The following is a 21,550-nucleotide window of genomic DNA, read 5'->3' as shown; positions in this document are numbered from 1 at the left end:
CGCAGCCAGCATCTAAGAGTTGTTTTCAATCTCAATAAAGTGATTAAGCAAACGATTAAGCATGCGGCGGCTATGCGGGCAAGCATTTAAATCGGATATGGTTTACCGGCGCGCCGGGCGTTCGCCACGAGAAAAGGCCCGCGATCTCCGCGGGCCAGGCGATGAATGAGGGGACTGTCGCTGGCGTCTCAGAAAGGATTCCAGGTCGGATTTGGCGTGACCTTGAGGTAGCCCAGGTTGACGCCGAGACGAGCGCCGAGGCCGGTGCGGATCGGCACCAGCACGATGTCGTTGTTCTTCAGCACGGTCATCCCGACGCCGGCAACGACGAAGGCCTGGCCGCTGACGCCGCCGAAGCGGGTATAGACGCTATTGATGCTCGGCAGATCATAGACGAGCATCATGACTCGGGTGCCCTGGCCACCATAATCGAGGCCGAGCGAGGGACCCTGCCAGTAAAGCGGGTGCTCGCCGGCATTCTTGGTATTGAGCTGGCCTTCGCCATAGGTCAGTCCGGCGATGAAAGCGCCGGAGCCTTCCTGGCCGAGGATGTAGCCATTCGGCAGTCCATATTGCTGAAAGGCCCGTTCTACGACCTTTGCGAGGCCGCCACTGGTCGAGCCGAAGAAGGAATGGCCGGCGTCGACGATTTCCTGCATCGAATATTGATTGCTGGCCGCGGCGGCTGCCGGACGAACCGGCAATGCGAAGCTTACGAACGCGACGACGGCTAAGATCAGGCCGAGGCCGACCGTTCTCGTGCCGAGGCGGGGCATTCTCTTCAGGAGTTGATAGCGCATGACATTCATCCGTTCATCATGGTCGGTGCAATCGGGAGCGGGTGCTCTGCGCATTCGCACGAACGCGGCGAGCGCACCTTGCTCCTCAATCCAGACCGTTCCGCCCGCGTCCCGCACGGCGAATCACGCGCGAAAGGGTCTGGTGGTGATGAATGCATTTTGCGGCGATCATCTTAACAATCGGTTTACCAAATATGGTGTCTTTATGGCGTGCGGTACGCCGCCTGCGGCAACCCTCGGGCAATCTTGCCGTGGCAACGTAGAATCATACTGCGTTCCGCCTTATCAGCATTCAGGAGACAATGAATGTCGAAGAATCCGAACCTCACCTTGACCGGACCGGATCTGGCCGCGCTGCTATGCAGCCGCGTTTGCCATGATGTGATCTCTCCGGTCGGTGCGATCAACAACGGTCTTGAGCTGCTCGACGAGGGCGGCGCCGATGCCGATGCGATGGAGCTGATCCGCACCAGCGCTCTCAACGCCTCTGTTCGCCTCAAATTCGCACGCCTTGCCTTCGGCGCATCCGGCTCGGTCGGTGCCTCGATCGATACGGGCGAAGCGGAACGCGCCGCCAAGGATTTCGCCGCCGCCGAGAAGAAGACAGAGGTCAGTTGGGTCGGACCGCGCGCCATTGTTGCGAAGAACCGCGTGAAGCTGCTGCTCAATCTCTTCCTGGTCGCTTACGGCTCGATTCCGCGCGGCGGCAACATCGAGGTCACGCTGGAAAATCCCGATCTCGACGCCAAGTTCACTATCACCGCCAAGGGCCGGATGATGCGCGTGCCGCCGAAATTCGCGGAGATCTGCTCGGGTGCATTGGAAGAAGCGGTCGATGCTCACTCCATCCAGCCCTACTACACTGTGCTTCTGGCGGACGAGAGCGGCATGGAACTCTCCTACAACGCCACGCCGGAGGAGCTGACTTTCAGCGCCTCCATGCGCAGCGAATAAACGCCGCTCGCACGATTTCTGTCGATAATCCCGCCGCCGGACATCCGGCGGCGGGATTATCTTTAGGTGTATCATCGTTCCTGCGCATTCCTTTGGTTGTCGAAGCAATTATGAACACAACGGTAACGATTCCTTAGCCTCGTGCGCCTATCGTCCCAATTTGATGATGGCGCCGGACAGGTGGCGACCGGGCGCGAAGGAGTTGATGATGCAACGATTCATGATTACGGACGCGTCGGATGTCGTGCGTAAGGTCGGCAAGCGGATTCTCTCCGAACTCGATTTTCTCGTCAGCGAAGCTGCCGATGCCCGTGAAGCGCTGGCGCGATGCCAGGCTGAAATGCCCGATTACCTGATCGTGGATGCCGGCATGGAAGGCGCCCTCGATCTCATCGCCAGTATCCGTGCCACGCCGGATGGCAAAGAGGTCAAGATCTACTACTGCGTGATCGAGGCGGATTTGCGCAAGCTCATGGCCGGCAAACGCGCCGGCGCTACCGATTTCCTGCTGAAGCCTTTCGACCGCAAGATTCTGACGGCGGTTTTCGGTAATCGGGCGATTGCGGCCTGATATCCAAAGCGAGATATTAACGGAATGAAGGACGGCCGCCTTTTGGGCGGCCCTTATTTTGCGCCCATGAGACGGGCAACAAAAAATCCCACCTGGTGGGCGGGATTTTCGATGTTTCGGCGGTGATCGGGGAGGGCGGCTCAGGCGCTTTCGGCGAACTCGCTGCTGTCGGGCTCGCGCAGCACATAACCACGGCCCCAGACGGTTTCGATATAGTTGGCGCCGCCGGCGGCGTTAGCGAGCTTCTTGCGCAGCTTGCAGATGAAGACGTCGATAATCTTCAGTTCCGGCTCGTCCATGCCGCCATAGAGGTGGTTGAGGAACATTTCCTTGGTGAGGGTGGTGCCCTTGCGGAGCGAAAGCAGCTCCAGCATCTGGTATTCCTTGCCGGTCAGATGCACGCGCTGGCCACCGACTTCGACAGTCTTGGCGTCGAGATTGACGATCAGTTCGCCCGTCATGATCACCGATTGGGCGTGGCCCTTGGAGCGGCGGACGATGGCGTGAATTCGCGCAACCAATTCATCCTTATGAAAGGGTTTGGTCATATAGTCGTCTGCACCGAAGCCGAGACCGCGAACCTTGTCTTCAATACCGGCCATGCCGGAGAGGATGAGGATCGGTGTCTTGACCTTCGACAGACGCAGCGTACGAAGCACTTCGTAGCCGGACATGTCGGGAAGGTTAAGATCGAGTAGAATGATATCGTAGTCGTAGAGCTTTCCGAGATCGACGCCTTCTTCACCGAGATCGGTGGTGTAAACGTTGAAACTTTCGGATTTAAGCATCAGTTCGATGCTCTGCGCTGTCGCGCTATCGTCTTCAATGAGTAGAACCCGCATAATTATCCCCTTTACCGCCGCCGAAAGGTCGTCAGCCCCCTTACGCGATACCGATCAAATCACTGCCTGATTTGGAAGCTGCCACGGAATGGTTAACAAATTCTGATTCACTCTGGCAAGACGTATCGAATTTATTAAATAATTTTTCCATTGCACTGTTTTCCAATAATAATCAGGAAATACCCTTCCTAAGGTGTTGCATTAAGAAGACACGCTAAGTGATTCATTCGACTCACCAATGCCAACATCTCGAATTCCGACTGCGGCATTTACTGACCCTTAAATGATCGTCCCTATCATTAACGATGCCCGTAAACGAAAGGTTACCAGCGGTAGGTTTTTATTAAGATCGCTGGAAATTTTTTTAACCAAGCCGTCTCAAAGCGGTGCGGTGGGTCAACATATCGAGAGCCGGGGTCTCGCATCACGGGAGTAATGCGTATGAAGTCACGTGAGAGCCTAACGCGCCTGAAGGAGTTTCAGGTGAACGAAAAACGCCGTCAACTGCAGCAACTGCAGATGATGATGGCGGAATTCGACCGCATGACAAAGGATCTGGAGAGCCAGATCGTGCTGGAAGAGAAAAAGTCGGGCATTTCCGATCCGAACCACTTTGCCTACCCGACCTTCGCCAAGGCCGCACGTCAGCGCGCGGACAACCTGCAGGTGTCTATCAGGGAGCTGCAGGTGCAGGAAGAGGCGCTGGAAACATCGCTGGAAGAAATGCAGGCGGAATATGCCAAGGCCGCAGCGCTCGAAGAGCGCGACGGTTCAGGCCCGATGAGGGCACGCGCCTGAACTAACTCTTCCGTCGCCTTTTCTTAATCTCCGCATAATTCCGTTCCGAATTGGGAATGATTTTCGGGATTATGCGAGAAGAGACGGAAGGCGGCTCGAAAGCCGTGCATGACCGGCCATGGTGGGTGGCCGGCCATGCACGGCTTTTGGTGTTTTCAAAGGAGATTCTCGATTTCCAGCGGCGGCGGTTACATATTCACCACATCGCGCCAGTCTTCATGCCGCTGGGCTTGTGCCTTGAAAAAAGGGCAGAGCGGGATGATCTTCCAGCCGCCATTGCGGGCCTCTTCGACGGCGTGAAGGGCGAGCGCCTGGCCGACGCCCTTGCCGCGAAGCGCATCCGGAACGCCGGTATGGTCGATGATAATCAGCTTGGGAGAGGCGCGCGAGAAGGTCATCTCGGCTTCGTGGCCTTCGACCGTAGCGACATAGCGTCCGCCCGATGCCTTGTCTTCGTTGCGGATGTCCATGATTGTCCTTTGCATCGTTTCCGTTCGACGTCGGTTAACGTCCTGTCTCCGGTCGATGCTAACAAACCTGTTGCCGGTGGCAAGCAGCGGTCGCGGATACCCTTCGAAAACAATTCGGTTTTCCGGGCTTCTGCGCTATGCGGGCTGTGATAAGGGTGATGCAAGCATTTGGGAGGTTTCAGGCACCAATGCGCAATCTGCAAGCCGTGCTTCTGGTCACTGTCCCGTTCCTGCTGGCTTTCGGGCTGGTATTGCCGCTGGTCCGCCTCGAAAGGCTTTATTTCTTCACCGATACGCCATCCCTGCTCGGCATCATCGCGTCTCTCTGGGGGACAGAAAATTATCTTCTCGCGGCAATTGTCGCGCTGGTTTCGGTGGCGCTGCCGATCTTGAAGACCGTGAGCTTGGCCGTTGAAGCGATGGGGACGAGGAGAAAAAGCGACGGTGGGTTCTTTTTCGACCATATCGTGCCGCAATTGGCGCGCTGGTCGATGGCGGACGTGCTGCTGGTGGCAATCGTCATTGCCGCCGCCAAGACCAGCGGGCTCGCCACCGCGTTTACGCAGCCGGGCCTATGGTTCTATGCGGGTTCCACCATGATTTCGGGCCTTCTTCATATCCTGCTAAGGAAGGAAAAAGGCCCGAACTGAAGATCAAACGAATGTCGCGTCTGTATGGCAGTCGTCAGTGACGATACTGCTGTATGCGGGTCGTCCGAAGGCCGGCAAGACCATGGGTATTGATGGACGACTGCCAGGAGAGGAATTCTTCGACAGTGAGCGTATAACGCTCGCAAGCTTCTTCCAAGCTCAGCAGACCACCGCGCACCGCGGCGACAACCTCGGCCTTGCGACGGATAACCCAGCGGCGCGTGTTCGGCGGCGGCAGGTCGGCAATCGTAAGCGGGCTGCCATCGGGGCCGATGACATACTTCACTCGGGGACGTATCATTTCGGTCATTGGACTCTCTACACATACTCAAGACCACGGGAGCCACTCTAACTTGCCACATTTAAAAATTGCCTAAGCGCATAGTAACACTTTGATAAGAATTTTAAGGAAAGCCCGGGCGGACTGATTTGCGCAGTGAGAGGAACACCGCAGATGCCGCAATCCGCTGTTATCGCAGCGGAAAAGCCGGCCGTTCTACGAGTTTTCGTCAGTGAAAACTTACGTTTCTGGAGCGAAGTCTAGGCAACCAGGCTTTTCTCGCCGCCCCAGCAGATGAAATTGGGATTGGCAAAATCGCTATCTTCGCTCTGATCGGTCTTGCCGTAAAAGAGAGGACGGCCGTCGAGTGTGAGGGTCGAGCCACCTGCGGCGCGCAAGACGGCATCGCCTGCGGCCGTGTCCCATTCCATCGTGCGCGTGAAGCGCGGATAGACGTCGGCCTTGCCTTCGGCGAGGAGGCAGAATTTCAGGGAAGAGCCGATCGAGGTGCAGGCGGAGACGGCATTTTCCGCCAGGAAACTATCCGTCTTCGAGCTGCTATGGCAGCGGCTGGCAAGCGCCAGCAAATGCTCGGGGCGGGGGCGCACCGCGATGACCGAACGGTCGGCAATGGTGAAATGGTCGGTGATGGCGAGCTTACGCGCCTTGCCATTCTCGCCGGTGAAGGCAATGCCGAGCGCCGGCGCAAAGACGATGCCCGCGACCGGGACGCCGTTCTGAATATAGGCGATATTGACGGTGAACTCATCGCGGTGCTCGATGAATTCGCGCGTGCCGTCGAGCGGGTCGACCAGGAAGAAGGCGCGGCCGCGAATGTCCGGAATCTTGCCGGCGGCTACCGATTCCTCGGCTATTGCTGGTATGTTCGGAAAATCGCGCGTCAGATGTTCGAGAATAATGTGCTCGGCGCGTTCGTCGGCGATGGTGACGGGACTCATATCCTGCTTCAAGGCGACGGCATAACCGGCACGGTAGACCTCCAATATAGCCTTACCCGCCTCGAGGGCCGCCTTTTCGAATGTCGCGAGCATTTCGCCTAATCGTCTTTCCGCAGCCCGTTAGTGTTTCGAGCTTAAAGATATAATATTTAAGAGGCCTTCCCTGTAAAGTTTAGACCCCGGGCCGATCACGTTTCAACCGCCTAGCGCCTGACGCGCGACTCCGCAACCGGCCTTCGCATCCATGCGCCGTTGTCGGCAGCATCCGCGGGCGCCGCGTGTTCTTTGAGATACAGTGCGTTGCTTTGCTGCGCATTCGGGAAAGAACATGTTCTAATTGCGAAGATTTTCCGTCCTTTCCGGACTTGTCGTTTTTGTTGCTTATGCGAATGTGTGGCCGCATAGAGACCGGGATTCATACATGCGTTATTCGGCATATCAGGTTCTGAAGCAGGCGCTTTCAGGAAACCGTCATTGGCAGCCCGTCTGGCGAACTCCGGAGCCGAAATCGCATTATGACGTTATCATTGTTGGCGGTGGCGGGCATGGATTGGCGACGGCCTACTATCTCGCCAAGGAGTTCGGCATCACCAATGTTGCGGTGCTGGAAAAGAGCTATCTCGGTTCCGGCAATGTGGGCCGCAATACCACGATCATCCGCTCCAATTACCTGCTGCCGGGCAACGAGCCGTTCTACGAGTTCTCGATGCAGCTTTGGGAAGGGCTGGAGCGGGATTTCAATTACAATGCCATGATCTCGCAGCGGGGCGTTATCAATCTTTTCCATTCCGATAGGCAACGCGATGCCTATGCTCGGCGCGGCAATGCCATGCGCATGCACGGGGTCGATGCGGAACTGCTGAGCCGCGATCAGGTCCGCAAGATAATGCCTTATCTCAATTTCGATCATGCGCGCTTTCCGATCCTTGGCGGGTTGCTGCAGGCGCGTGGCGGTACGGCGCGGCACGATGCCGTCGCCTGGGGCTATGCGCGCGGCGCCGACAGCCGCGGCGTCGATCTCATCCAGCAATGCGAGGTGATCGGCATCCGCCGTGAGGGGGGCATCGTGACCGGTGTCGAGACCACGCGCGGCTTCATCGGCTGCAACAAGCTGGCGCTGGCGGCGGCCGGTCATACTTCGATTCTTGGGCGCATGGCGGATTTGGAATTACCGATCGAAACCCATGTGCTGCAGGCTTTCGTCACGGAAGGGCTGAAACCGGTGATCGATCACGTCATCACCTATGGTGCCGGCCACTTTTACATATCGCAGTCCGACAAGGGCGGTTTGGTCTTCGGGGCCGATGTCGATTATTACAGCTCCTATGCTCAGCGCGGCAATCTCGCCACTGTGGAGCATACGATGGAGGAGGGGGTGTCGCTGATCCCGGGCCTGTCGCGCGTCCGCGTGCTGCGGAGCTGGGGCGGGGTGATGGATATGAGCATGGACGGTTCGCCGATCATCGACCGTACGCCGGTCGACAATCTCTATCTGAACTGCGGATGGAACTATGGCGGCTTCAAAGCGACACCGGCCTCCGGCTTTTGCTTCGCGCATCTGATCGCCAAGGGCGAGAGCCACCATGTCAGCCGCTTCATGCGCCTGGACCGTTTCGAGCGCGGTTTTGCGATCGACGAAGGCGGCAAGGGTCCGCAGCCGAATCTGCATTGAGGGCACGAAACCAATGGCAAGCCTGATCACCTGCCCGCATTGCGGCGCGCGCCCGAAAGAAGAGTTCACCATTCGCGGCTCTGCATCCGCCGTCCGTCCGACACCGTCTGCGCCGGATGAAGACTGGCATCGCCATGTTTATATCCGCGATAATGAACGAGGGCGCATCCTCGAACATTGGCACCATGCGGCCGGTTGCCGCCGCTGGCTGATTGTCGACCGCAGCAATGTCACCCACGAGGTCTTCTCCGTCACCGATGCCGCGGACAAGGCGCGGGAGGCGGCGCAATGACGGCTTATCGTCTTTCTTCCGGCGGGCTCGTCAATCGCAGCCGGCCGCTTTCGTTCAAGTTCGACGGCAGGGACATGAAGGGGATGGAAGGCGATACGCTCGCCGCTGCGCTTCTCGCCAACGACCAATTGCTCGTCGGCCGCAGCTTCAAATACCATCGTCCACGCGGCATTTTGACGGCGGGGTCCGCCGAGCCGAATGCGCTGGTGACGATCGGCAGGGATGGGCGGGCGGAGCCGAATACGCGCGCCACAGTCGCCGAGCTCTATCAAGGCATGACCGCCGTCAGCCAAAACCGCTGGCCGTCGCTGAAATATGACATTGCCTCGATCAACGGTCTGCTCTCGCCCTTTCTCGGCGCCGGCTTCTACTACAAGACGTTCATGTGGCCGGCGGCCTTCTGGGAGAAGGTTTATGAGCCGCTGATCCGCCGTGCGGCCGGTCTCGGCAAGGCCGCGATGCAGGCCGATCCCGATCGCTATGAGAAGGCCTGGGCGCATTGCGATCTGCTGGTGATCGGCTCCGGCCCTGCCGGGCTGATGGCGGCGCTGACGGCGGCGCGCGCCGGGCTCCGCATCATCCTTGCAGACGAAGGATTCCGTCTGGGCGGGTCGCTATTGTCGGAGCGATTGTCGATCGGCAGCGTCTCTACGGATATCTTCGTGCACGCGGCGCTCGACGAACTCCAGAGCTTCGAGAATGTCACGTTGATGCCGCGCACGACGGTGTTCGGCTGGTACGACGACAATGTCTTCGGTGCCGTCGAAAAAGTGCAGAAGCATGTACCAACGCCGTCGCCCGATCTGCCGGTCGAGCGTCTCTGGCGCATCGCCGCCAAGCGCGCCATCCTGGCGACCGGTGCGGAAGAGCGGCCCCTGGTGTTCGGCGGCAATGACAGACCGGGCGTGATGATGGCTGGCGCGATGCGCAGCTACCTCAATCGCTATGGTGTCGTGGCGGGGCAGAAGGTGGCGGTGTTCACCAATGGCGGCTCCGGCTATCGCACCGCGCTGGATCTGGCGGCTGAAGGCGTCGAAATATCTGTTATCATCGATACGCGTAGCGCCTCCTCCGATCCTGCACCGCAGGGCATTCGCATCATCCATGGTGGCACCGTACAGGCCACGAAGGGCCGGTATCGTATCAGCGGCGTGATTGCTGATCGCGGTGGCCTAGACGAACTTATCGCCTGCGATGCGCTTGCCATGTCTGGCGGCTGGTCGCCGATCATTCACCTCGCCTGTCAGCGCGGCGCAAAGCCGGTGTGGTCCGACGAGAAACAGGCCTTCCTGGCACCCACCGTCGGCGGCGAAATGGAGATTGCCGGATCGGCTGCAGGCATCGACAGTGTTTCCGGCTGTCTCGCCGATGGTGCGGCAAAGGCGCGGCGGGTAGTCGAAAGCCTCGGACGCAGGGCGCATGAGGCCGAGATGCCCGAGGTCGAAGGCGATTACGAGCAGTCCTTCGCCGCCATCTGGCATGTGCCGGGCGCCAAGGACAAGGCTTTCGTCGACTTTCAGAACGACGTCCATGCGAAAGATTTGGGCTTAGCCTTACGAGAAGGCTTTGGTCATGCGGAGCATGCCAAGCGCTATACGACGAGCGGCATGGCCACGGATCAAGGCAAACTCGGCAATGTCAACGCCGCCGGCCTAATCGCCGGCATGCGCGGCGTCAGCCCTGCGGCTGTCGGCACGACGACGTTCCGGCCTTTCTATACGCCCGTCTCCTTCGGTGCCCTGGCCGGTACGGCGCGCGACAAGCGTGCGCAGCCGGTGCGGGAATCGCCGTTGCATGGCTGGGCGAAGAAAAATGGCGCGATCTTCGTCGAAGCGGGCCTTTGGTATCGCTCCGCCTGGTTTGCGCGTCCGGGCGAGAGGGACTGGCGCGATAGCGTCGACCGAGAGGTGCTGAACGTCCGCAACAATGTCGGCCTCTGCGATGTCTCGACGCTCGGCAAGATCGAAGTGTTCGGCAAGGATGCGGCGGAGTTTCTCAACCGTCTCTATTCCAATGCCGTCCTGAAACTGCCGATCGGCAAGGCACGCTACGGGCTGATGCTGCGCGAGGACGGCATGGTGTTCGACGACGGCACGACGAGCCGGCTGTCGCCAAACCATTTCTTCCTCACCACCACGACCGCGATGGCTGGAGAGGTGATGGCGCATATGGAATTCTGTGCCCAGACCCTTTGGCCGCAACTCGACGTATGTTTCGTTTCCTCGTCGGATCAATGGGCGCAGATGGCGATTGCGGGACCGAAGGCCCGTGAGGTTCTGGAACAGATTGTCGAGGACGATATTTCCGACGCGTTCTTCCCATTCCTCGCTGCCGCAGAAGTGATGTTGAAAGGTGGTCTGAAGGCGAGACTGTTCCGCATCTCCTTCTCCGGCGAACTGGCCTATGAACTCGCGGTTCCTGCCGGCTATGGCGAAGCGGTGGCGGATGCGATCATGGCGGCGGGCAAGGCGCATGGTATCTGCGCCTACGGGGTAGAGGCGCTGAATGTGCTTCGCATCGAGAAGGGGCATGTCACCCATAACGAGTTGGATGGCCGCGCCACGCCAGACGATGTGGGCCTCGGCCGGATGATGGCGACGCAGAAGCCGGATTTCATCGGCAAACGGCTTTCGACCCGCTTCGGCCTCACCGCCGCCGATCGTGTCCAGCTCGTCGGGCTGAAGCCAGTCGATGCCACCAAGGAAATCCGGGCGGGTGCGCACCTCCTGAAGGAAGGCGCAAAGCCGTCGACGGCGAATGATCAAGGCCATGTTTCTTCCGCCTGCTTCTCCCCGGTTCTCGGGCATTTCATCGCGCTGGCTTTCCTGAAATCCGGCCGCGAGCGGATCGGTGAACATGTGATCGTCTGGGATGGGCTGCGCGGCGAAGAGATGATTGCCGAGGTTTGTAATCCGGTTTTCGTTGATCCCGCCAACAAGAAGCTTTTGGGATGAGGGATTGATGAGCGTTGCATATCAAAACCGGCACGTGCTGGAAGACCACATCTCCGGCTTCGAGGCGGAGCCCAATCCGAACCATCTTGCCGTCGTCCGCCGGCCCGCCATATTCTCCGTGCTCGCCCATGCCGGCCAAGAAGCCTGGACGCTGGCGGCATTGAAAGCGATGTCGGATATTTCAGTACGCCATGTGGGACCGGGCGATTGGCTGGCGGTATCGGAGGTGTTGGGGGCCGAGAGCGTGGCGCGTGATCTCGCTTTATTGGATGCCGCCCGCGTTTCCTTCTTCGAACAGAGCGACGGCCGCGTGGTGCTGCGACTTTCGGGTCCGAGTGTCCGACGCATCCTGGCGAAATGCGTCGCGGTCGACTTGCATCCGCAAGTCTTCGCCGAGGGACGGTCGGCTAACATGCTGTGCTGCCATGTCAGTGCCAATCTCGCCCGCACCGGCCCCGACCTTTTCGAGATCATCGTCCCTCGCTCTTATGCCGGCAGCGTGTTCGAGGAGCTGATGGAGATGGGGCGTGAGTTCGCGTTGACGGCAGGGTTTGCTGATTGAGCGGCTAAGGGCTTATGCGCCGGAAAGCAATGGCGCGATCCGAACAATTGCGATGGCGCAAACAGACATATCGGTTTCGCAGTTCGGGCTATTTGGCCTTATAGATAGCCTCTAGGCTACCCTGCAAATACGGTCGGTCAAACGGGAAAATTCCCGGCGACTTCGCGCCGAACAAGGGGATTTTTGGATGAAAAGCCATGCCAAGGTCGTCGTCATCGGCGGCGGGGTCGTCGGATGTTCGGTGCTTTATCACCTGACGAAATTCGGCTGGACGGACGTCGTGCTGTTGGAGCGCTCGGAGCTGACATCGGGTTCGACGTGGCACGCGGCGGGCGGCATGCACACGATCAACGGCGATCCTAATGTCGCCAAGCTGCAGAAATATACGGTCGAGCTCTATAAGGAGATCCAAGACTATTCCGGCCAGGATATCGGGCTGCACATGACCTCCGGTCTGATGCTGGCGGCAACCCCGCAGCGTTTCGACTGGCTGAAATCGATCCTTGCCAAAGGCCGGTATCACGGTCTTGAGGCGACATTGCTGACGCCGAAGGAAGCGCATGTGATGATGCCGCTTCTCGATCCCGACCAATTTGTCGGCGCGCTCTATGATCCCGTCGAAGGTCATCTCGATCCCTACGGCACCACACATGCCTATGCACGCTCGGCCAAGAAGAACGGCGCCGAGATTTACCTGCACACCAAGGTCGAGGAGTTGGTGCAGCGCGAGGACGGTTCCTGGCGGGTGATTACCAATCAGGGCGAGATCGTTGCCGAGCATGTCGTCAATGCCGCCGGTCTCTGGGCGCGCGAGGTCGGGCGCATGGTCGGGCTGGAACTGCCGGTGCTCGCCATGGAGCACATGTATCTGATCACCGAGGACATGCCGGAGGTCGCCGATTTCAACAAGACGACCGGCAAGGAGCTGATGCACTGCGTCGATTTCGACGGCGAGATCTATCTGCGCCAGGAGCGGCAGGGCATGCTGATGGGCACATATGAAAAGGCCTGCCGCCCCTGGTCGCCGGTGACGACGCCCTGGGATTTCGGCCATGAGCTATTGGCCGAGGATATCGAGCGCATCACACCGGAGCTCGAAGTCGGCTTTCGTCATTTCCCCGCCTTCAACAATGCCGGCATCAAGAAGATCATCAACGGCCCCTTTACCTTCTCGCCGGATGGCAATCCGCTGGTAGGGCCGGTACGCGGCCTGACGAATTACTGGTCCGCCTGCGCCGTCATGGCCGGATTCAGCCAGGGCGGCGGCGTGGGGCTGGCGCTCGCCAACTGGATGATCCACGGCGATCCCGGCTTCGACGTCTTCGCCATGGACGTCTCACGCTATGGCGATTATGCGACGCTTGCCTATACCAACGCCAAGGTGCGCGAAAACTATGCGCGGCGTTTCTCCATCCGCTATCCCAACGAGGAACTGCCGGCGGCGCGGCCGTTGCTGACGACGCCGATCTACGACAGGCTCAAGGCTGCGGGTGGCGTCTTCGGTGCCTCCTATGGGCTGGAGCAGGCGCTGTGGTTTGCGCCTGCGGGTGAAGTGGACGAGTTTTCGTGGCGGCGGTCCAATGATTTCCATGTGGTCGGCGCGGAGGCGAGGGCGGTGCGCGACAGCGTCGGCCTGATGGAAACCTCCGGCTTTGCCAAATATTCGGTCAAGGGACCGGCAGCGGAAGCCTTTCTCGATCGGCTGCTTGCCTGCCGCATTCCGGCTGCTGGCCGCATGACGCTGGCGCCGATGCTGAAGCATGACGGCAAGCTTATCGGCGATTTCACCCTCGCCAAACTGGGTGAAGGGGATTTCCTCCTTATCGGCTCCGGCGTTGCCGAGGCCTATCATATGCGCTGGTTCGAGAGCCAATTGCCAAAGGACGGATCGGTGGAGCTGAAGGCGCTCGGCCTGTCGCTACTCGGCCTTTCGATCGCGGGCCCGAATGCGCGCAAACTCCTGGAAAAGCTGACGCATCAGGATGTTTCCGCAACCGCTTTCCCCTTCATGTCCATCCGCCGCATGGATCTCGGCATGGCGCCTGCCATCGTCGGCCGCGTCTCCTATACCGGCGATCTCGGCTATGAGATCTGGATGAAACCGGAACATCAGCGCTACCTCTTCGATCTGCTGATGGAGGCGGGTGCCGAATTTGGTGTCAAGCTCTTCGGTCTGAGGGCGCTGAACGCACTCCGCCTGGACAAATCCTATGGTAGCTGGGCGCGCGAATACCGTCCGCTTCATGGACCCCTGGAGGCCGGGCTCGGCCGCTTCGTAGCACTCTCCAAGGAGGCCGATTTCATCGGAAAATCGGCGGCGGGCAGGGAGAAGGCCGTGGGCGGCGCCTTGCGGCGGCGCACATTTATTCTCGCGGCCAGGGATGCCGATGTCATCGGTGATGAACCGATCTATCACAACGGTGCTGTCTGCGGCTGGGTGACCTCGGGCGGCTATGCGCACGCCTCGGGGGTCTCGGTCGCCATTGGTTATGTGCCGAAAGAGATTGCCGATGAAGCGCAGGGATGGTCGATCGAACTGCTCGGCGACATTTTGCCTGCGACAATGCAGCCGCAACCGTTGTTCGATGTCGAAGGCGCGCGCATGCGCTCCTGAGCATTCAGGTCGGAGGGAAGGGAGCGGGCTTCTCGCGAGCCCGTTTCTGAAGAGATTTTTTGAGCGAAATACGAATCCGGATGGTCCTGGCTATTTTTGAGCCAGAGAATGCTGTTTTTCTATCTTTTCTGGCTCGATTTGCGTCATCGAAGGGGTTTTTGAAAAGATTTTGTCAATTTCCTGCCTTTTTGGCTTCACATTTCCTTCGAAAACAGTATGGAATCGCCCCCACGGGCCCTCTCGAAGGAATACCCTAACCAAAAAGAGATGCGGTCGATGAAACTCCGCATCCAGGGGAAATGACATATGGATTATTTTATCCAGCAGCTCCTTAACGGGCTGACTCTCGGGTCAATTTACGGCCTGATCGCCATTGGCTATACCATGGTTTACGGCATCATCGGCATGATCAACTTTGCTCATGGCGACGTGTTCATGCTTGGCGGATTCGCCGCTCTTATCACTTACCTGGTTCTCGTGTCGCTCGTTGCCGGATTGCCCGTGGCGATCCTGCTTCTGGTGATGCTCATCGTCGCCATGTTGATGACGAGCCTGTGGAATTGGGTGATCGAGCGTGTCGCCTATCGGCCGCTGCGCGGTTCTTTCCGCCTGGCGCCGCTGATTACCGCAATCGGCATGTCGATCGTGCTGTCGAATTTCATCCAGGTCGCACAGGGCCCGCGCAACAAGCCGATCCCGACGCTGGTGGGCGATGTCTACAATATCGGCGGCGTGTCGCTGTCGCTGAAGCAGATCATCATCTTCATCTGCACGGTCGTTCTGCTCGCCGCTTTCTGGTATCTGGTCAACAAGACCGCGCTTGGCCGCGCGCAGCGCGCCACGGAACAGGATCGCAAGATGGCGGCGCTGCTCGGCATCAATGTCGACCGCACAATTTCCGTCACCTTCATCATGGGCGCGGCGCTCGCCGCCGTCGCCGGCACGATGTACCTGATGTATTACGGTGTCGCCAATTTCACCGATGGCTTCGTTCCCGGTGTCAAGGCGTTCACCGCGGCCGTTCTCGGAGGCATCGGCTCGTTGCCGGGTGCCGTGCTCGGCGGACTGATGATCGGTTTCATCGAGTCGTTCTGGTCGGGCAATTTCGCTATCGCGTATAAGGATGTCGCGACCTACGGCATCTTGGCCTACGTGTTGATCTTCAAGCCGACGGGTATTCTCGGGCGGCCGGAAGTCGAGAAGGTATAACGCCATGGCAAGTTCAAATTTCGTTGCAGGCAAGACCGCACCCGGCCTTGTCCAGAAGGGGATTACCGACGCCCTTTGGACTGCGGTCATCGCATTCGGCATGTTCGTGCTCTATATCGGCCTGAAGACCGATCAGAACATCGACAACCAGTTGGTCATCGTTCAACGCTGGGGCTTGCTGGCGTCCATCGTCACGATAGCCGCCGTCGGGCGATTCGTCATGACGGTGTTCGTGCAGCCCAAGCTGGCGGCCATGAAAGCCGCAAAGGCGAAGGCTCCGCCCGTCGAAGCCGAACCTGGCTTCATCTCGCGGAACTTCAACGCGATCGCGCTTGTCTTCCTGCTCATCTATCCACTTTTGGCGCTGGCGCTTTTCGGTGCGCAGGGATCGCTGACCTATGTCGACAATTTCGGCATCCAGATCCTGATCTACGTGATGCTCGCCTGGGGCCTGAACATCGTCGTCGGCCTGGCCGGCCTACTCGACCTCGGTTACGTCGCCTTCTATGCGGTCGGAGCCTATTCCTACGCGCTGCTGTCGACGCATTTCGGCCTGTCCTTCTGGATCCTGCTGCCGTTGTCCGGCATCTTCGCCGGCTTGTGGGGCATGATCCTCGGCTTTCCGGTGCTGCGTCTGCGCGGCGATTATCTCGCCATCGTGACGCTGGCCTTCGGCGAAATCATCCGCATCGTCATCACCAACTGGACGGATGTTACCCGCGGCAGCTTCGGCATCTCCAACATCACCAAGGCCTCGCTGTTCGGCCTTTATACGTTCGACATGAAGGATCCGCACAATTTCGTCCGGACCTTCGGCCTGCCGATCTCGTCGGCTTGGTACAAGATCTTCCTGTTCTACGTCATTCTGGCGCTCTGCATGCTGACCGCCTATGTGACGATCCGGCTGCGCCGGATGCCGATCGGTCGCGCCTGGGAAGCGCTGCGCGAAGACGAAATCGCCTGCCGCTCGCTCGGCATCAACACGGTGACGACGAAGCTGACGGCATTCGCCACCGGCGCGATGTTCGGCGGTTTTGCCGGCTCGTTCTTTGCCGCGCGTCAGGGCTTCGTCTCGCCTGAATCCTTCGTGTTCCTCGAATCGGCAGTCATTCTCGCGATCGTCGTGCTTGGCGGCATGGGCTCGCTGAAAGGCATCGCCATCGCCGCGATCGCCATGGTCGGCGGCACGGAATTGCTGCGCGACATGGGCTTCCTCAAGGTTATTTTCGGTGCCGACTTCACTCCGGAACTCTACCGCATGCTGATCTTCGGCCTGGCCATGGTCGTCGTCATGATATTGAAGCCGCGCGGCTTCGTCGGCACCCGTGAGCCAACCGCCTTCCTCAAGGAGCGGAAAGCGGTATCCGGCAGCTTTACAAAGGAGGGCCACGGCTGATGAATGCTGTGACCGTAACCCCTGACGACGTCCTGCTGAAGGTCGACCATCTGTCGATGAAGTTTGGTGGCCTGATGGCGATCAACGACTTCTCCTTCGAGGCCAAGCGCGGCGATATTACCGCGCTGATTGGCCCGAACGGCGCCGGCAAGACCACCGTGTTCAATTGCATCACCGGTTTCTACAAGCCGACGATGGGGATGATCACGCTCAACCAGAAGAGCGGCAAGCAATTCCTCCTGGAGCGGCTGCCGGACTTCCGCATTACCCGCGAAGCCAAGGTGGCGCGTACGTTCCAGAACATCCGCCTGTTCTCGGGCCTGACCGTGCTTGAAAACCTGCTGGTTGCTCAGCACAACAAGCTGATGCGCGCGTCGGGCTTTACGGTGCTTGGTCTGCTCGGCGTCGGCAAATATCGCGCCGAAGCGAAGAACGCGATCGAACTGGCACGCTTCTGGCTGGAGAAGGCCGATCTCGTCGATCGCGCCGACGATCCGGCCGGCGATCTTCCATACGGCGCGCAACGCCGTCTCGAAATCGCCCGTGCCATGTGCACCGGCCCCGAACTCCTGTGCCTGGACGAGCCGGCCGCCGGTCTTAATCCGCGCGAGTCGCTGGTACTCAACGAATTCCTGCGCAGCATTCGCAAGGATGCCGACACGTCGATCCTTCTGATCGAACACGACATGTCGGTTGTGATGGAAATCTCCGATCATGTCGTCGTGCTGGAATACGGACAGAAGATTGCCGATGGTACGCCGGATGAGGTCAAGAACGATCCGAGAGTGATCGCGGCTTATCTGGGTGTCGAAGATGAAGAAGTGGAAGAGGTGATTGCCGAAGTCGAGCACCTCCAAGAGGGCGAACATCGATGACGGGGCAACCGCTTCTGAAAGTTGAAGGCGTCGAAACCTATTACGGCAATATCCGCGCTCTCGCCGGTGTCAATGTCGAAGTCAACAGCGGCGAAATCGTCAGCCTGATCGGCGCCAACGGTGCCGGCAAGTCGACATTGATGATGACGATCTGCGGTAGCCCGCAAGCGCGCAACGGCTCGGTGACCTTCGATGGCCGCGACATCACCCACATGCCGACGCATGAGATCGCCCGGCTGCGTATTGCGCAATCGCCGGAAGGGCGGCGCATCTTCCCGCGCATGACGGTTTACGAAAACCTGCAGATGGGCGCGAGCCTCGACAAGCTCAAATATTTCAATGAGGATGTCGAGAAGATCTTCACCCTGTTTCCGCGCCTGAAGGAGCGTCAATCGCAGCGTGGCGGCACGCTGTCGGGCGGCGAGCAGCAGATGCTGTCGATCGGCCGTGCGCTGATGGCACGCCCGAAGCTGCTTTTGCTGGACGAACCTTCGCTCGGCCTTGCGCCGCTGATCGTCAAGGGCATTTTCGAAGCCATCAAGGTTCTGAACAAGAGCCAGGGGCTCACCGTCTTCCTGGTCGAGCAGAACGCTTTTGCGGCCCTGAAGCTCTCCGACCGCGCTTATGTCATGGTCAACGGCCGGGTGACGATGAGCGGCTCCGGCAAGGAACTGCTCGCCAATCCGGAAGTGCGCTCCGCCTATCTCGAAGGCGGTCACCATTGAGTCTCGTTCTGCGGAGAATTTGATATGCAGGGACTTTTCTTCGAAAGCGATACCGGCGGGCGCCTCGTCATTCGTGTGGTTATCGTTCTTTTGGGTTTCTGGACGGCATGGCGCGCCGGCCGCGCCGTGGCGAGCAACTGGAACTCCTATCCGTTGGTGGTCATCTATACGTTCCTGATCGGCCTTGGGCTGCAGTTCCTGCACCATGCGCTGTTCAACGGCCCGGTGTTCGACCTCGGCAACTATGTTCTCGACGTGGTTCTTCTCCTGATTTTCTCGACGGCGGGGTACCGCTATCGACGCACCTACCAGATGGTGAACAACTACTACTGGCTGTATGAAAAAACTTCTGCCTTCTCGTGGAAGAAGAAGAATTGACAGTGCGCCGAAACTAGGCTCAGTCTGAATACAAGGTGGGTTTGATCCTGTCCGAAAACCGCTCGACACTTTTCGGAATCATGTCCTCCAGACTTCGAAATGCAAGTTTACCGGCGCGATGATTGGTGGGTATTGCGCAGGGCAAATCAAACGGAACCCGCTCAAAAAATTGGGAGTAACAATATGAAGAAGTATCTTCTGTCGGCCGTGGCTCTGTCGGCGATGATCGCGTTCAGCGGCGTTGCGAAGGCTGACATCATCATTGGCGTTGCAGGCCCTCTGACGGGTGCAAATGCTGCCTTCGGCGCTCAGCTCCAGAAGGGCGCCGAGCAGGCCGTGGCCGACATCAACGCTGCCGGTGGCATCAACGGTGAAAAGATCAAGCTCGAACTCGGCGACGACGTTTCCGACGCCAAGCAGGGCGTTTCGGTCGCCAACAAGTTCGTCGCTGACGGCGTCAAGTTCGTTGTCGGCCACTTCAACTCGGGCGTTTCCATCCCGGCTTCCGAAGTCTATGCCGAAAACGGCATCCTTCAGATCACCCCGGCTTCCACCAACCCGGTGTTCACCGAACGCGGTCTGTGGAACACCTTCCGTACCTGCGGCCGTGACGACCAGCAGGGCGCAGTCGCCGGCAAGTACATTTCCGACAACTTCAAGGGCGCCAAGGTTGCCATCGTTCACGACAAGACCCCCTATGGCCAGGGCCTTGCCGACGAGACCAAGAAGAACCTCAATGCCGATGGCATGAAGGAAGTTCTCTACGAAGGCATCACTCCCGGCGACAAGGACTACTCGGCCCTCATCGCCAAGATGAAGGAAGCCGGCGTAGACTTCGTCTACTACGGCGGTCTGCACACCGAAGCCGGCCTGATCATGCGCCAGATGGCCGACCAGGGCGTCAAGGCTCACTTCATGTCTGGTGACGGTATCGTCTCGAACGAGCTTGCTTCGATCGCCGGCGACGCCGTCAACGGCACGCTGATGACCTTCGCTCCGGATCCGCGCAAGAACCCGGCTTCCAAGGATCTGGTCGCCAAGTTCCGCGCTGCCGGCTATGAGCCGGAAGGCTACACGCTCTATGCGTATGCTGCCATGCAGGTCATCGCCGACGCCGCAAAGGCTGCCGGCTCCAGCGATCCGATGGCTGTTGCCGACGCGCTGAAGGCAAAGGGTCCCTACAAGACCGCCATCGGCGAACTCGGCTTCAACGAAAAGGGCGACATCACCCGTCCGGATTACGTGATGTACAAGTGGTCCAAGGGTTCGGACGGCAAGTACAACTACGCCGAAATCGAAAAGTAATCACCCGCAGCGCCGGTTTCCGGCATGCGCTCGATCTGGAAGCCCGGTCATCGACCGGGCTTCTTTGCGTTCAGCCCGCGGGAACGGCATTCCCTTTGCGGCGGTCGTGCTTTAAGTCTGAAGCCATCTTTAGGCAGGAGGAAGATGCAGCATGACCAGACCCCGTATTCTTGTTACCCGGCGCTGGCCGGCCGCAGTGGAGGCCATCCTTTCCGAGCGCTTCGACGCGACGTTCAATTCGGATGACATCGCACTTGATGCCGGGCAGTTGCGCGAGGCCCTGCGGTCTTATGATGCGGTGCTGCCGACTGTCTCCGACAAGCTTCCGGCTTCGCTTTTCGAAGGCGATGCCATCAGGACAAAAATCCTCGGCAATTTCGGCGTCGGCTTTAATCACATCGACATCGCGGCCACCAAGGAGAAGGGCATCGTCGTCACCAACACGCCCGGTGTGTTGACCGATTGCACGGCCGATATCGCCATGTTGCTCCTTCTTTCCGTCGCCCGCCGCGGCGGCGAAGGCGAGCGCGAATTAAGGGCCGGCGCTTGGACCGGCTGGCGCCCGACACATCTCGTCGGCACCAAGGTAACCGGAAAAACCGTCGGCATCATCGGCTTCGGTCGCATCGGCCGCGCGTTCGCGCAGCGCTGCCATTTTGGCTTCGGCATGGATGTCGTCTTCTACAATCGCTCCGCCATCGATCCGATGGAAGCATCGCGCTACGGCGCCGTCCAATTGCAGAGGGTGGAGGATGTGCTCGCGGCTTCCGATTTCGTTTCTCTGCATTGCCCTGGCGGCGAGGAGAACCGTCATTTGATGAATGCAGCCCGTTTCGCTGCGATGAAACCTGGTGCCTTTCTGATCAATACGGCAAGGGGTGACGTCGTCGACGAGACGGCGCTGATCTCGGCGCTGGAGCAAGGCACGATCCGCGGCGCGGGTCTTGATGTTTACGAAGCGGAGCCGAATGTGCCGGAGAGGCTGAAGACAATGGAGAACGTCGTGCTGCTACCGCATCTCGGCAGTGCGACCGAAGAGACGCGCACGGCGATGGGAATGAAGGTGGTGGACAATGTCACAGCATTTTTCGAAGGCCGAGAGCCGCCGGATCGGGTCGTCTAGACTCCTTCGCCCCGCAATGCGGCCGGGAGAAGGTGGCCGAGGGCCGTTGAGCACAGCGACATGGCGATCGGTCGATGAGGGGCTTTTCGAGAGGGAAGTTCGCAAATAGAGCGCCGACATC

At 59.3% G+C, this 21,550-nt stretch carries 21 protein-coding genes; 16 read left to right on the top strand and 5 right to left on the bottom strand.

Annotated features, from left to right (window positions below; genetic code table 11):
- Positions 1 to 188: 188 nt before the first annotated feature.
- Positions 189 to 800, bottom strand: coding sequence for a DUF1134 domain-containing protein (locus K290_RS0110725; RefSeq protein ID WP_028751928.1), 612 nt, complete (start codon positions 798 to 800; stop codon positions 189 to 191).
- Between the two features lie 306 nt (positions 801 to 1,106).
- On the opposite strand from K290_RS0110725, the gene chpT reads away from it, so the two are divergent.
- Together chpT and K290_RS0110715 are read left to right on the top strand one after the other, a co-directional pair.
- Positions 1,107 to 1,754, top strand: a complete 648-nt coding sequence (chpT, locus tag K290_RS0110720; RefSeq protein ID WP_028751927.1) for a histidine phosphotransferase ChpT — start codon at positions 1,107 to 1,109, stop codon at positions 1,752 to 1,754.
- A 208-nt stretch (positions 1,755 to 1,962) separates the two neighbouring features.
- Entirely contained in the window at positions 1,963 to 2,325 is a 363-nt protein-coding gene (locus K290_RS0110715; RefSeq protein WP_028751926.1) for a response regulator, read from the top strand.
- Between the two features lie 140 nt (positions 2,326 to 2,465).
- Here K290_RS0110715 and ctrA read toward each other — a convergent pair whose 3' ends face one another.
- Entirely contained in the window at positions 2,466 to 3,167 is a 702-nt protein-coding gene (gene ctrA / locus K290_RS0110710) for a response regulator transcription factor CtrA (protein WP_028751925.1), read from the bottom strand.
- A gap of 441 nt (positions 3,168 to 3,608) precedes the next feature.
- On the opposite strand from ctrA, the gene K290_RS0110705 reads away from it, so the two are divergent.
- Complete coding sequence (locus tag K290_RS0110705; RefSeq protein WP_028751924.1) at positions 3,609 to 3,965, top strand: flagellar export protein FliJ; 357 nt, start codon at positions 3,609 to 3,611, stop codon at positions 3,963 to 3,965.
- Positions 3,966 to 4,153: 188 nt separating this feature from the next.
- On the opposite strand, the gene K290_RS0110700 is transcribed toward K290_RS0110705, so the two are convergent.
- Positions 4,154 to 4,435, bottom strand: coding sequence for a GNAT family N-acetyltransferase (locus tag K290_RS0110700; RefSeq protein WP_028751923.1), 282 nt, complete (start codon positions 4,433 to 4,435; stop codon positions 4,154 to 4,156).
- A 188-nt stretch (positions 4,436 to 4,623) separates the two neighbouring features.
- Here K290_RS0110700 and K290_RS0110695 point away from each other — a divergent pair, with 188 nt between their 5' ends.
- Positions 4,624 to 5,085 carry a paraquat-inducible protein A gene (locus K290_RS0110695; protein ID WP_028751922.1) on the top strand — a complete coding sequence of 154 codons (462 nt, stop codon included), beginning with the start codon at positions 4,624 to 4,626 and terminating at the stop codon, positions 5,083 to 5,085.
- 34 nt (positions 5,086 to 5,119) lie between these two features.
- Here the strand turns inward: K290_RS0110695 and sciP are convergent, their stop codons facing one another.
- Positions 5,120 to 5,395: a CtrA inhibitor SciP gene (sciP, locus tag K290_RS0110690; protein WP_004107124.1), complete on the bottom strand. Its 276-nt coding sequence runs from the start codon at positions 5,393 to 5,395 to the stop codon at positions 5,120 to 5,122.
- Positions 5,396 to 5,625: 230 nt separating this feature from the next.
- Positions 5,626 to 6,417: a 3'(2'),5'-bisphosphate nucleotidase CysQ gene (gene cysQ / locus K290_RS0110685; protein ID WP_028751921.1), complete on the bottom strand. Its 792-nt coding sequence runs from the start codon at positions 6,415 to 6,417 to the stop codon at positions 5,626 to 5,628.
- A 328-nt stretch (positions 6,418 to 6,745) separates the two neighbouring features.
- Here cysQ and K290_RS0110680 point away from each other — a divergent pair, with 328 nt between their 5' ends.
- The 12 genes from K290_RS0110680 (at position 6,746) to K290_RS0110620 (ending at position 21,429) form a co-directional block, all read left to right on the top strand.
- A complete protein-coding gene (locus tag K290_RS0110680; RefSeq protein WP_028751920.1) occupies positions 6,746 to 7,996 on the top strand; it encodes a sarcosine oxidase subunit beta family protein in 1,251 nt (416 codons plus the stop codon).
- Between the two features lie 13 nt (positions 7,997 to 8,009).
- Positions 8,010 to 8,288: a sarcosine oxidase subunit delta gene (locus K290_RS0110675; protein WP_028751919.1), complete on the top strand. Its 279-nt coding sequence runs from the start codon at positions 8,010 to 8,012 to the stop codon at positions 8,286 to 8,288.
- Entirely contained in the window at positions 8,285 to 11,242 is a 2,958-nt protein-coding gene (locus K290_RS0110670; RefSeq protein WP_028751918.1) for a sarcosine oxidase subunit alpha family protein, read from the top strand. Before K290_RS0110675 ends, K290_RS0110670 begins: the two co-directional genes overlap by 4 nt.
- Positions 11,243 to 11,249: 7 nt before the next feature.
- Positions 11,250 to 11,804, top strand: coding sequence for a sarcosine oxidase subunit gamma (locus K290_RS0110665; protein ID WP_028751917.1), 555 nt, complete (start codon positions 11,250 to 11,252; stop codon positions 11,802 to 11,804).
- 187 nt (positions 11,805 to 11,991) lie between these two features.
- Positions 11,992 to 14,418, top strand: a complete 2,427-nt coding sequence (locus K290_RS0110660; protein WP_028751916.1) for a GcvT family protein — start codon at positions 11,992 to 11,994, stop codon at positions 14,416 to 14,418.
- A gap of 306 nt (positions 14,419 to 14,724) precedes the next feature.
- Complete coding sequence (locus tag K290_RS0110650) at positions 14,725 to 15,627, top strand: branched-chain amino acid ABC transporter permease (protein ID WP_028751914.1); 903 nt, start codon at positions 14,725 to 14,727, stop codon at positions 15,625 to 15,627.
- 4 nt (positions 15,628 to 15,631) lie between these two features.
- Positions 15,632 to 17,023, top strand: a complete 1,392-nt coding sequence (livM, locus tag K290_RS0110645; protein ID WP_028751913.1) for a high-affinity branched-chain amino acid ABC transporter permease LivM — start codon at positions 15,632 to 15,634, stop codon at positions 17,021 to 17,023.
- Positions 17,023 to 17,898, top strand: coding sequence for an ABC transporter ATP-binding protein (locus tag K290_RS0110640; RefSeq protein WP_028751912.1), 876 nt, complete (start codon positions 17,023 to 17,025; stop codon positions 17,896 to 17,898). The genes livM and K290_RS0110640 overlap by 1 nt, the downstream gene beginning before the upstream one ends.
- Complete coding sequence (locus K290_RS0110635; RefSeq protein ID WP_028751911.1) at positions 17,895 to 18,623, top strand: ABC transporter ATP-binding protein; 729 nt, start codon at positions 17,895 to 17,897, stop codon at positions 18,621 to 18,623. Before K290_RS0110640 ends, K290_RS0110635 begins: the two co-directional genes overlap by 4 nt.
- A gap of 24 nt (positions 18,624 to 18,647) precedes the next feature.
- Positions 18,648 to 19,001 carry a DUF6867 family protein gene (locus K290_RS0110630; protein WP_028751910.1) on the top strand — a complete coding sequence of 118 codons (354 nt, stop codon included), beginning with the start codon at positions 18,648 to 18,650 and terminating at the stop codon, positions 18,999 to 19,001.
- A gap of 183 nt (positions 19,002 to 19,184) precedes the next feature.
- Positions 19,185 to 20,306 carry a branched-chain amino acid ABC transporter substrate-binding protein gene (locus K290_RS0110625; RefSeq protein WP_028751909.1) on the top strand — a complete coding sequence of 374 codons (1,122 nt, stop codon included), beginning with the start codon at positions 19,185 to 19,187 and terminating at the stop codon, positions 20,304 to 20,306.
- Positions 20,307 to 20,457: 151 nt separating this feature from the next.
- The gene (locus tag K290_RS0110620) at positions 20,458 to 21,429 is read left to right on the top strand and encodes a 2-hydroxyacid dehydrogenase (protein ID WP_028751908.1); all 972 of its coding nucleotides are present in this window, start codon (positions 20,458 to 20,460) and stop codon (positions 21,427 to 21,429) included.
- Positions 21,430 to 21,550 lie beyond the last annotated feature (121 nt).

Origin of the sequence: Rhizobium leucaenae USDA 9039, assembly GCF_000426285.1 — a bacterium.
Lineage (GTDB): Bacteria > Pseudomonadota > Alphaproteobacteria > Rhizobiales > Rhizobiaceae > Rhizobium > Rhizobium leucaenae.
Note: the sequence above shows the minus strand (reverse complement) of the source record. Positions and strands in the feature narration are given on the sequence as shown.

Excerpts from the sequence above, each read along its gene's own strand:
- K290_RS0110670 (WP_028751918.1), top strand. The coding sequence starts at position 8,285 with ATGACGGCTTATCGTCTTTCTTCCGGCGGGCTCGTCAATCGCAGCCGG.
- K290_RS0110640 (WP_028751912.1), top strand. The coding sequence starts at position 17,023 with ATGAATGCTGTGACCGTAACCCCTGACGACGTCCTGCTGAAGGTCGAC.
- K290_RS0110635 (WP_028751911.1), top strand. The coding sequence starts at position 17,895 with ATGACGGGGCAACCGCTTCTGAAAGTTGAAGGCGTCGAAACCTATTAC.
- K290_RS0110705 (WP_028751924.1), top strand. The coding sequence starts at position 3,609 with ATGAAGTCACGTGAGAGCCTAACGCGCCTGAAGGAGTTTCAGGTGAAC.
- K290_RS0110620 (WP_028751908.1), top strand. The coding sequence starts at position 20,458 with ATGACCAGACCCCGTATTCTTGTTACCCGGCGCTGGCCGGCCGCAGTG.
- sciP (WP_004107124.1), bottom strand. The coding sequence starts at position 5,395 with ATGACCGAAATGATACGTCCCCGAGTGAAGTATGTCATCGGCCCCGAT.
- K290_RS0110700 (WP_028751923.1), bottom strand. The coding sequence starts at position 4,435 with ATGGACATCCGCAACGAAGACAAGGCATCGGGCGGACGCTATGTCGCT.
- K290_RS0110695 (WP_028751922.1), top strand. The coding sequence starts at position 4,624 with ATGCGCAATCTGCAAGCCGTGCTTCTGGTCACTGTCCCGTTCCTGCTG.
- K290_RS0110625 (WP_028751909.1), top strand. The coding sequence starts at position 19,185 with ATGAAGAAGTATCTTCTGTCGGCCGTGGCTCTGTCGGCGATGATCGCG.
- cysQ (WP_028751921.1), bottom strand. The coding sequence starts at position 6,417 with ATGCTCGCGACATTCGAAAAGGCGGCCCTCGAGGCGGGTAAGGCTATA.
- K290_RS0110630 (WP_028751910.1), top strand. The coding sequence starts at position 18,648 with ATGCAGGGACTTTTCTTCGAAAGCGATACCGGCGGGCGCCTCGTCATT.
- K290_RS0110715 (WP_028751926.1), top strand. The coding sequence starts at position 1,963 with ATGCAACGATTCATGATTACGGACGCGTCGGATGTCGTGCGTAAGGTC.
- K290_RS0110650 (WP_028751914.1), top strand. The coding sequence starts at position 14,725 with ATGGATTATTTTATCCAGCAGCTCCTTAACGGGCTGACTCTCGGGTCA.
- K290_RS0110725 (WP_028751928.1), bottom strand. The coding sequence starts at position 800 with ATGCGCTATCAACTCCTGAAGAGAATGCCCCGCCTCGGCACGAGAACG.
- K290_RS0110660 (WP_028751916.1), top strand. The coding sequence starts at position 11,992 with ATGAAAAGCCATGCCAAGGTCGTCGTCATCGGCGGCGGGGTCGTCGGA.
- K290_RS0110665 (WP_028751917.1), top strand. The coding sequence starts at position 11,250 with ATGAGCGTTGCATATCAAAACCGGCACGTGCTGGAAGACCACATCTCC.
- livM (WP_028751913.1), top strand. The coding sequence starts at position 15,632 with ATGGCAAGTTCAAATTTCGTTGCAGGCAAGACCGCACCCGGCCTTGTC.
- ctrA (WP_028751925.1), bottom strand. The coding sequence starts at position 3,167 with ATGCGGGTTCTACTCATTGAAGACGATAGCGCGACAGCGCAGAGCATC.
- K290_RS0110680 (WP_028751920.1), top strand. The coding sequence starts at position 6,746 with ATGCGTTATTCGGCATATCAGGTTCTGAAGCAGGCGCTTTCAGGAAAC.
- K290_RS0110675 (WP_028751919.1), top strand. The coding sequence starts at position 8,010 with ATGGCAAGCCTGATCACCTGCCCGCATTGCGGCGCGCGCCCGAAAGAA.
- chpT (WP_028751927.1), top strand. The coding sequence starts at position 1,107 with ATGTCGAAGAATCCGAACCTCACCTTGACCGGACCGGATCTGGCCGCG.